General features: G+C 58.1%; 7 protein-coding genes. 4 read left to right on the top strand and 3 right to left on the bottom strand.

Features of this window, described 5'->3' with window-relative positions; all coding sequences use genetic code 11:
• Positions 1–306: 306 nt before the first annotated feature.
• Positions 307–1791, top strand: a complete 1485-nt coding sequence (locus tag IQ273_RS27050) for a site-2 protease family protein (protein ID WP_194026236.1) — start codon at positions 307–309, stop codon at positions 1789–1791.
• Positions 1792–1843: 52 nt separating this feature from the next.
• Here the strand turns inward: IQ273_RS27050 and IQ273_RS27045 are convergent, their stop codons facing one another.
• The gene (locus tag IQ273_RS27045) at positions 1844–2776 is read right to left on the bottom strand and encodes an isopenicillin N synthase family oxygenase (RefSeq protein ID WP_194026235.1); all 933 of its coding nucleotides are present in this window, start codon (positions 2774–2776) and stop codon (positions 1844–1846) included.
• Positions 2777–2972: 196 nt separating this feature from the next.
• Between IQ273_RS27045 and IQ273_RS27040 the strand changes: the two genes are divergently transcribed.
• Positions 2973–3743 carry a peptidylprolyl isomerase gene (locus IQ273_RS27040; RefSeq protein ID WP_194026234.1) on the top strand — a complete coding sequence of 257 codons (771 nt, stop codon included), beginning with the start codon at positions 2973–2975 and terminating at the stop codon, positions 3741–3743.
• A 102-nt stretch (positions 3744–3845) separates the two neighbouring features.
• Here the strand turns inward: IQ273_RS27040 and IQ273_RS27035 are convergent, their stop codons facing one another.
• The gene (locus IQ273_RS27035; RefSeq protein ID WP_194026233.1) at positions 3846–4292 is read right to left on the bottom strand and encodes a single-stranded DNA-binding protein; all 447 of its coding nucleotides are present in this window, start codon (positions 4290–4292) and stop codon (positions 3846–3848) included.
• Complete coding sequence (locus IQ273_RS27030; protein ID WP_194026232.1) at positions 4289–6823, bottom strand: mannose-1-phosphate guanyltransferase; 2535 nt, start codon at positions 6821–6823, stop codon at positions 4289–4291. The genes IQ273_RS27035 and IQ273_RS27030 overlap by 4 nt, the downstream gene beginning before the upstream one ends.
• A 345-nt stretch (positions 6824–7168) precedes the next feature.
• Here IQ273_RS27030 and IQ273_RS27025 point away from each other — a divergent pair, with 345 nt between their 5' ends.
• Positions 7169–7351 (top strand): hypothetical protein, encoded by a 183-nt coding sequence (locus tag IQ273_RS27025; protein WP_194026231.1) that lies wholly within the window; start codon positions 7169–7171, stop codon positions 7349–7351.
• A 20-nt stretch (positions 7352–7371) separates the two neighbouring features.
• Entirely contained in the window at positions 7372–8061 is a 690-nt protein-coding gene (locus IQ273_RS27020; protein ID WP_278000597.1) for a class I SAM-dependent methyltransferase, read from the top strand.
• The last annotated feature ends 29 nt before the right edge of the window (positions 8062–8090 follow it).

Below are 8090 nucleotides of genomic sequence, written 5' to 3'. Positions count from 1 at the left end.
GGGTTTGGGGGCGGTGAAGTCATAGCGGGCGGCAGCTGGCAAGGACGGGCTGACAAAACTAGATGGAACCCCTGACGTCAATACAGCACGGGGCAGGCTATCTGGCTTTATTTAAGCACCTTAACCCTGGAACGATGGCCCCTGGAGCGCGTTTGCCCCCGCCCTGACGCTGAGAACTCTACTGAAACGCGGCGAAGAGGCGTCTAAAGTCGCCCCTGGCTGGCCGCCCTAGCCTATCAACGGTAGACTGATGGGGGTTTTGTGCGCCTGCTAAGGCGAGTTGAGAAGGTTAGGGATAGCGGCACTATGGTGATTACTGGGTTGATTTTGCTGGCCGCGATCGCAATTCTCGTTTGGGGCTACCGTCGCGCCCAGCCCTACGGCAGCGTGGGCATTTTGGCCTGGCTCCAGTCGGTGGTGCTGATGGGACCATGGCTGCTGTTTTTTGGCCTGTTTGCTCTGGGTATTTACATCAACCTGGTTGGCGTGCTGGTGCTGGTGCTGGGGTCGACCGGCCTCTATATCTATCTGGGTCGACGGCTGCGCGACCTGGGTCAAGACATGCTCTCCACCCAGCGCTCGGTTTCGGTGGCGACGGTAGATGCCAAGCATGAAAACAACGAGAGCCTGGAAAAGACCGACCAGCCTACCCCCACGCCGACCGAGAGCCCAGCGGGCATCTCCATTCCGGCTGAAGATCTGGCCCAAATTGAGGGTATTTTTGGCCTCGACACCTACTTTCGCACCGAGACGATCCCCTACGACCAGGGGGCTATTTTTCGCGGCAACCTGCGGGGCGAACCGGCGGCCACCCAGACCCAGCTTGCTAAAGCGCTGGAAGATCGGCTGGGCGATCGCTATCGCCTGTTCTTAGTCGAAAACCTGGAGCAAAAGCCCACCGTCGTCGTGCTGCCCGCCACCGCCGACCCGGTCAAAACGACCCCGGCCCAGTGGTCGCTGGCGGGGGTATTGGCGATCGCAACCCTCTTCACCGGGCTAGAGGCGGGGGCCATTTTGCAGGGCTTTGACCTGCTGCAAGACTTTTCTCGCTGGCGGGCCGCCCTGCCCTTTTTAGTCGCCCTATTAATAATCCTCGTCGCCCACGAAGCCGGGCATTGGGTTGCCGCCCGCCGCTACAACATTCGCCTCAGCCCGCCCTTTCTGATCCCGGCCTGGCAAATTGGAGCCTTTGGCAGCCTCACCCGATTCGAGTCACTGCTGCCCAACCGCAGCGTGCTGTTCGACATTGCCCTGGCTGGCCCCGCCGCTGGCGGCCTGGTCTCCCTGGCTATGCTGCTAGGCGGGCTGATGCTATCGCACCCCGGCAGCGCCTTTCAAATTCCCTCTGGCTTCTTTCAGGGATCAATATTAATCGGGGCGCTGGCCCGAGTCGTGCTGGGCTCGGCCCTGCAAGCACCGCTGGTCGATATTCATCCGCTGACCATCATGGGCTGGCTAGGGCTGGTGATTACGGCCCTCAACTTGATGCCCGCCGGGCAGCTTGACGGTGGCCGTATGGTGCAGGCTATCTACGGGCGCAAAACCCTAAATCGCACCACGCTATTCACCCTAGTGGTGCTAGTCCTGGTATCGCTGGCCAATCCTCTGGCGCTCTACTGGGCAGGGGTAATTTTGATTTTGCAGCGCACCCCCGAGCGCCCCTGCCTCAACGATATTTCTGAACCCAACGACGCCCGTGCGGCCTTGAGTCTGCTGGCCCTGTTCCTGGCTTTGACGGTGCTATTGCCCCTTACCCCTAGTCTCGCTGGTCGTCTCGGCATCGGCGCTTAACCCCTTTGCCTACCGCCTAATCTTCCCGCCGCGCACCCACTCACGGCCCTAGTTACATCAACGCCCCCACCCGAATCTCCTCCAGCCGCTGGGTCAGATAAGCTGCTGCCGTAATCGGCGGAAACTGGGGCACGCCCCCGGTGCGATCGATCAAACTCTCCACCGGAGTCAAGTCAACCTCCGGACGAGGATGCACAAAAAATGGCATCGATAGACGAGCCTGGTTGCTCGACTGGGGGTTAACGACTCGGTGGGTCGTACTCCTAAACAAACCATTTGTCAGGCTTTGCAGCATATCGCCGGTATCGACCACAATTTGGCCGGGGGTAGTTTGAATAGGCAGCCACTTGCCCTGCTGGGTCAAAATTTCGAGTCCTGGGGCGGTGGCTTCGCAGAGCAGGGTAATCAGGTTGATATCTTCGTGGGGGGCAGCCCGCAGACTGCCAGCAGGGGTCACCCCCACCGCTGGATAGTGGGCCAGACGCAGCACAGTATTACCTCCGGTAGCCATGGACACTAGCCAATCTTGGGGCTGCCCTAAATAGTCAGCGCAAGCGACCAACAGCACCTCAGCACAGGCCATCAGCTGTTGGTAAAGGCGTGTCATCACTGGGCGAAAGGAAGGCACCTCCTGAGGCCAGGGAGAGTCAGGAGCATTGAGACTCTGGCGATTGATGTGCCAGAACTCTTTGAGATCGGGGACAGTATGCCCCTTGGCCTGCTCGCTGCCCAAGCTAGAAAAGCCCCCCTCGTCCCGGCGCTGGGACAGCATGTACTGGGTCTTGGCCGCCTCGGGCAGAGCAAATACCTCTGCCGCCACCTGATAGGCCCGCCGCACCACCTCTGGCGAAATAGGGTGCGGTTCGAGAATGAAAAAACCCACCGACTCAAGCGCTTCACCTAAGGTTGCGATCGCCCGCTGCCGCGCCATCGTGGTACTCAGTAAATCGGGGTAAGACACCACAGGGATGGTGGGCCGGGTCATAACATTGTCCTTAGGGACGATAAAACAGTTGGGTGGATTGTAGCAGCCTGGTCAACTGTAGACAGCCCATGGCTGAACTCTACTAGATAGAAGCTTGCAGAACCCTCCATCCGCCCCAATCTTCCCAATCCCCTCAGAATGCCTTGGCATAATGCGATAAGGTTGAGCTATATGGCTTATTGCGCCCCTTCTTCCTGTGACTACGTCTCCGCCCCCCGATTTTAGTCCAGTACTGCACGTTGGCCCTCAAGCGTTAGCGGCTGCCGACATAGTACCTCTGCTCCGGCGCTATGGCCTGCTGCCCGCTCTGGCGAAAGAACTCATTATTGACCAGGCTACCGCTGCCGTTGCCCTCACCCCTGAGCAAGCCGCCCAGGCCGTAGACCAGTTTTTGCAGATTAACCAGATCGCCAGCCCTGAGCAGCGCCAGAGCTTTTTAACTCAGCGAGGGCTGAGCGAAGCCGATTTGGCCTTTTTAGGTGAACGGACTCAAAAGCTAAAGCAGTACAAGCGCGACACCTGGGGACCCCAGGTTGAATCTTACTTTTTGCAGCGCAAGAGCCACCTCGACCGGGTGTTGTATTCCCTCGTTCGCACCCGCGAGGCGGGTCTGGCCCAGGAGCTTTTCTTCCGCATTCAAGACGATGGCCAGCCCTTTGCCGACCTGGCCCGGCAGTACTCCGAAGGGCAGGAAGCCCAAACCGGCGGGCTAATTGGCCCGGTTGAGCTGTCGGTGCCGCATCCGGCCCTGTCAAGAATTCTCGTCATGAGCCAGCCGGGTCAGCTGTGGCCGCCCACCCGAGTTGGTGAATGGTTTGTAGTAGTACGCCTGGAAAAGTTTTTGCCCGCTCGCCTCGATGACACTACCCGCCAACGGCTGATCGACGAACTGTTTAATACCTGGCTACAGGAGCAGGTGCAAACCACGCTAAAAGATAATTCTCTTGTAGAAACAGAAACCGAGTAGCCGGTGAACTAAACCTAGTGATCTGCCAGGCTTTAATCTGACAGATCACTAGGTTGGCTGGTCGGTTCACCCTATGCTTGGGCTAGGCAGTCTACTGACGCTCTAGAACGGAATGTCGTCGTAGCTAGGGGCTGGTTCGGCGGGGCCGCTAGGAGCTTTTGCTGCCGGGCGCGAAGCAGCAGCGGGGCTGGGGGTTGCAGCGGGAGTCGCTACTGCGGCCGGAGGGGCCATGGGCATCGTACTCAGGTCACCCACGCTGTAGATCCGCTGTACCGTCATTTCTACCTGCTTTTCTTTATAGCCCTGGGGATTGTCCAGAACGTTCATAGACAGGCGACCCTCCAGCAGCACCCGCTGGCCTGCCTGGTACTGGGACTGAATGTCTTGGGCCAGGTTGCCCCAGCCCACCACCTTCATTTGGGAAGACGGATCGCCTTCTTTTAGACCCGGAAACTGCACGACAAACTCGGCTACGGGGGTTTGATTGTCGGAGGTATAGCGCAGCTGGGGCGACTGCACAATTTCGGCCATCAGCAGGCAGTTGTTCATAGCGACACGGTCTCCTTGATAATCCCCTGCTCTTTCTCGATGAAGTTTTGGACATGCTGCTGATACTTGTCCAGGGTGCTGTCGAGCCATTCGCGGCTCTGGCTGTTGCCGTAGATGTGTACCAGGGGCTCACCGGCATCGGGCAGCACCAGAATCCAATCGTCAGGGTTGTCGCCTAAAATTTTAACGCCATCAATCAGCTCCAGTCGCTCGGGCGGGTTTTCTTCGACCAGGTAGCGCATCAGGGCACCCTTCACTGTCCAGGGGCAGCGCAGGGTTTGCATGCGGTAGGCCATCCGGGGCAGCTCAGACCAGACCTGCTCTAGCGATCGCTGCTGTAGGCTCAATAGCTCGATCAGCTTGGCAATACAGAACATGGCGTCGAAGCCGGGGTGCAGTTCGGGGAAGATAAAGCCCATCTCGCCGCTGCCGCCGAGCACTACGTTGGGATTGGTCTGGCAGGCTTCCATCAGCGCCGTTGGGTTAGCTTTGGTGCGAATCACGTGACCGTCGTGGCGGCGGGCAATGTGCTCGATCGCCCCAGAGGTGTGTACAGGCACCACAATCGTGCCGCGCGGGTGGGTGGTCAGCATCATGTGCGACATCAGGGCTGTGAGCACCTCGCCGCGAATGCAGGTGCCCACCTCGTCGACTAAGATGAGCTGCTCACCGTTGGCTGATACCTGAGCCCCGAAGGTGGCTCGCAGCGCCTGCACCACCTGACCCAGCTGGCTCAGCATCACCTCGCGCTCGTCGTTAGAGAGGGCCATCTGCCGCAGGCTGGCGTTGAGCACGACCGCATCACAGTCAAACTTGCCCAGAATCTGGGGCAGCACTGCCCCCGACACCGCATAGAGGTAATCGATGACGATCTTGGCCTGACTGTTGGTCACCGCATCGACATTGACGTGCTTCTCAAAGGCGGTGGTGTAAGTGGAAACCACCCCCGTGGGGTATGCGACGGTGCCAATCTCGTGAATGGGCGATCGCCTCAGGTCTTCTTTAAAGTAGGCACCCTCGATCTTTTTCTCTTTGCCTTTGGGAATGTCGATGCCGTGTTCATCGAAGAACTCAATTAATACATAGTCGGGGCGATCGGGGTGCAAGCGCACGTGAATGCCCCCCGCTACGCCCATTTGGGCCAGCACGCTGCGGGCCACCGGAATTGCCGTCGCCTCCAGGTTTTGAATGTTGATGCCGACAGACATGAGGCCCGCAATCAGCGATCGCGACACCATGCGCGAAATACTGCGCTGATCGCGCGACACCGTCACGTGGGAGCCTTGCTTGAGGGTCGAACCGTAGGCCGCCCCCAGCTTGACCGCAAACTCGGGGGTGATATCAATATTGGCTAGCCCAGCCACCCCTCGCTGGCCAAATAGATTGCGCTGGGCCGTATTGCCCCAGATTAGGTTAATGTTCAACGTTGCACCTGACTCGATTTGTTTACTCGGCCAGACTCTTACTCCGGGGCTAATTTGCGCTTCTTCGCCCACTGTAGATAGAGGGCCAATCACCGCTCCCTCCAGCACGTGAGAGCGACGGTCAACCCGCGCCCCTCGCGCAATAGAGCAAGCCCTTAGGTGTACCTCATCGCCCACAATGGCACCGTTCCAAACGATTGGGCGTTTGAGGTCGGCATCGCTGCCGATAGTGACGTTGTCACCAATCACCGTGCCGGGTTCGAGGACAGTGCGGGGGCCAATGCGGCAGTTGTTGCCAATCATCACTGGCGGATGAATCTGAACCGTTGGATCTATCTGAGTATTGTCACCGATCCAGACGTCGTCAGATGTCTCAGGGTAAGCATAATCGACTACAACTTTGCGGTGCAGGGCATCGTACTGAGCCTCGCGGTAAGCCTCCAGGTGGCCCACATCGCACCAGTAGCCGTCGGCCACATAGCCAAACATGGGTTCGCCCTTCTCCAGCAGCAGCGGGAAGAGGTCTTTGGAGAAGTCAGACTCCTCGTTGGCGGGCAGGTAGTCGAGCACCTCGGGTTCGAGAATGTAGGTGCCGGTGTTGACGGTATCTGAAAAAATTTCGCTGGTGGAGGGCTTTTCTAAAAACCGCTTAATCCGCCCCTCATCATCCGTAATCACCACCCCAAACTCAATCGGGTTGGGCACTCGGGTCAGCACCAGGGTGGCCTTTGAACCCTTTTGCTTGTGGTACTCAATGGCGGCTTTGAGGTCGAAATCGGTAACGCTGTCACCGCTGATCACCAAAAAGGTCTCGGTTAGCAGGTCAGCAATATTTTTGACGCAGCCAGCCGTACCCAGAGGCTGGTCTTCTTCCACGGCATAGGTCATCTGCACGCCAAAGTCGCGACCGTCGCTAAAGTAGTTGCGCATCACATCAGGCAAGTAGAAGAGGGTCGCGATCACCTCAGTAATGCCGTTGCGCTTGAGCAGGTTAACAATGTGTTCAGCAATGGGGCGATTGAGGATGGGCACCATTGGCTTGGGCAAGTCACAGGTCAGTGGCCTCAGACGAGTCCCTGAACCACCAGCCATAAGCACTGCACGCATATTGTCTCCTTCCTGCTTGAAAACATCTTCCCAATGGGGGCCTCCGCACGATGGCGGGGCATCAGCTCAATATCGAATAGATAGAGAGCGCAAAGACAGAGTGATCTGCCTTTGGACATATCTATTACTTTACCCCGGCCCTGACCTGCCCGAGGATAGATTAGAGTAAATATACCCAATCTATCTCTATCTCAGGTGGGATCTGTGCTGCGCCGCTGTATGCCTACCTTTCTCTAGCGTTGGAGGCCAATGCTAAGAAAATAGAGGCCATGGCGGACAACCAACCGGGAGGCAACGTTGGTATTGTAGAAGCATAGGCGACCCGGGTAGAAAGGAGCAGTGACTATGAGTACATTGATCGCGCTTTTGTTGGCTGGCATCTACGGCGGCGGGGCCTTTAAGTTTTGGACGGGGTTTAACCGCACCAACTTTACCCAGGGCAAGGTTAAATTCACGTTGCTGTGGCCGCTGTTTTTGGCCCTCAATAAGTCGTACCGCGAAAACTTTAGCCGAGCCCTTAAAGGATGAAAAGCGAAGGGACAAGCCGCTTGCCCGCTGACCCCTCCCCATGGGGAGCGCAGATTCAGGCCGTGGCCCGACGTTATGACCAGGAGTTTAGCGGCAAAGCCTTTGACCTGCCCCCCGAGGTCGAAGAAATGCCCGTGTTCCAAGACTGGATTGCCGGTACCCTAACGCCCCGGATCTCGACGCCCTTTTGGGAATCGGTAAAGCCCCGCAGGCGCGATCGCTGCCTTGATATCGGCTGCGGCATTAGCTTTTTGATCTATCCCTGGCGCGACTGGGAGGCCCTCTTCCACGGCCATGAAATTAGCCCAGTAGCCTGCCAGGCCTTGACCTCTCGCGGCCCTCAGCTCAATTCCAAGCTGTTTAAAGGGGTTACCCAAGCCCCTGCCCACCGGCTAGAGTACGAGCCGCATTCCTTTGATATGGCGATCGCCACCGGAGTGAGCTGCTACTACCCCGCCGACTACTGGGCCACGGTGCTACAGCAGGTCAAAAAAATTCTCAAACCCGGCGGCTGGTTTCTCTTTGATGCCCTCAACCCTGAGGCTGAGCTGGCCGAACCCTGGGCCATTCTCGAAACCTACCTGGGGGCCGAGGTGTATCTAGAAGACCTCGATCGCTGGCCGGCCCTGGTCAAGGCCGAAGGGGCGCGGGTGGTCTCTAGCCGCGACTATGAGCTGTTTCGCCTGTTTAAGGTGAAGTGGGATGGGTAGATGGGTGGATGGGTGGATGGGTGGATGGG

It is taken from the genome of Nodosilinea sp. LEGE 07298 (assembly GCF_015207265.1).
Taxonomy (GTDB): Bacteria; Cyanobacteriota; Cyanobacteriia; order Phormidesmidales; family Phormidesmidaceae; genus Nodosilinea.
The sequence above is the reverse complement of the archived record's forward strand: the minus strand, read 5'-3'. Positions and strand labels throughout refer to the sequence as shown.

Excerpts from the sequence above, each read along its gene's own strand:
- IQ273_RS27050 (WP_194026236.1), top strand. The coding sequence starts at position 307 with ATGGTGATTACTGGGTTGATTTTGCTGGCCGCGATCGCAATTCTCGTT.
- IQ273_RS27025 (WP_194026231.1), top strand. The coding sequence starts at position 7,169 with ATGAGTACATTGATCGCGCTTTTGTTGGCTGGCATCTACGGCGGCGGG.
- IQ273_RS27035 (WP_194026233.1), bottom strand. The coding sequence starts at position 4,292 with ATGAACAACTGCCTGCTGATGGCCGAAATTGTGCAGTCGCCCCAGCTG.
- IQ273_RS27045 (WP_194026235.1), bottom strand. The coding sequence starts at position 2,776 with ATGACCCGGCCCACCATCCCTGTGGTGTCTTACCCCGATTTACTGAGT.
- IQ273_RS27030 (WP_194026232.1), bottom strand. The coding sequence starts at position 6,823 with ATGCGTGCAGTGCTTATGGCTGGTGGTTCAGGGACTCGTCTGAGGCCA.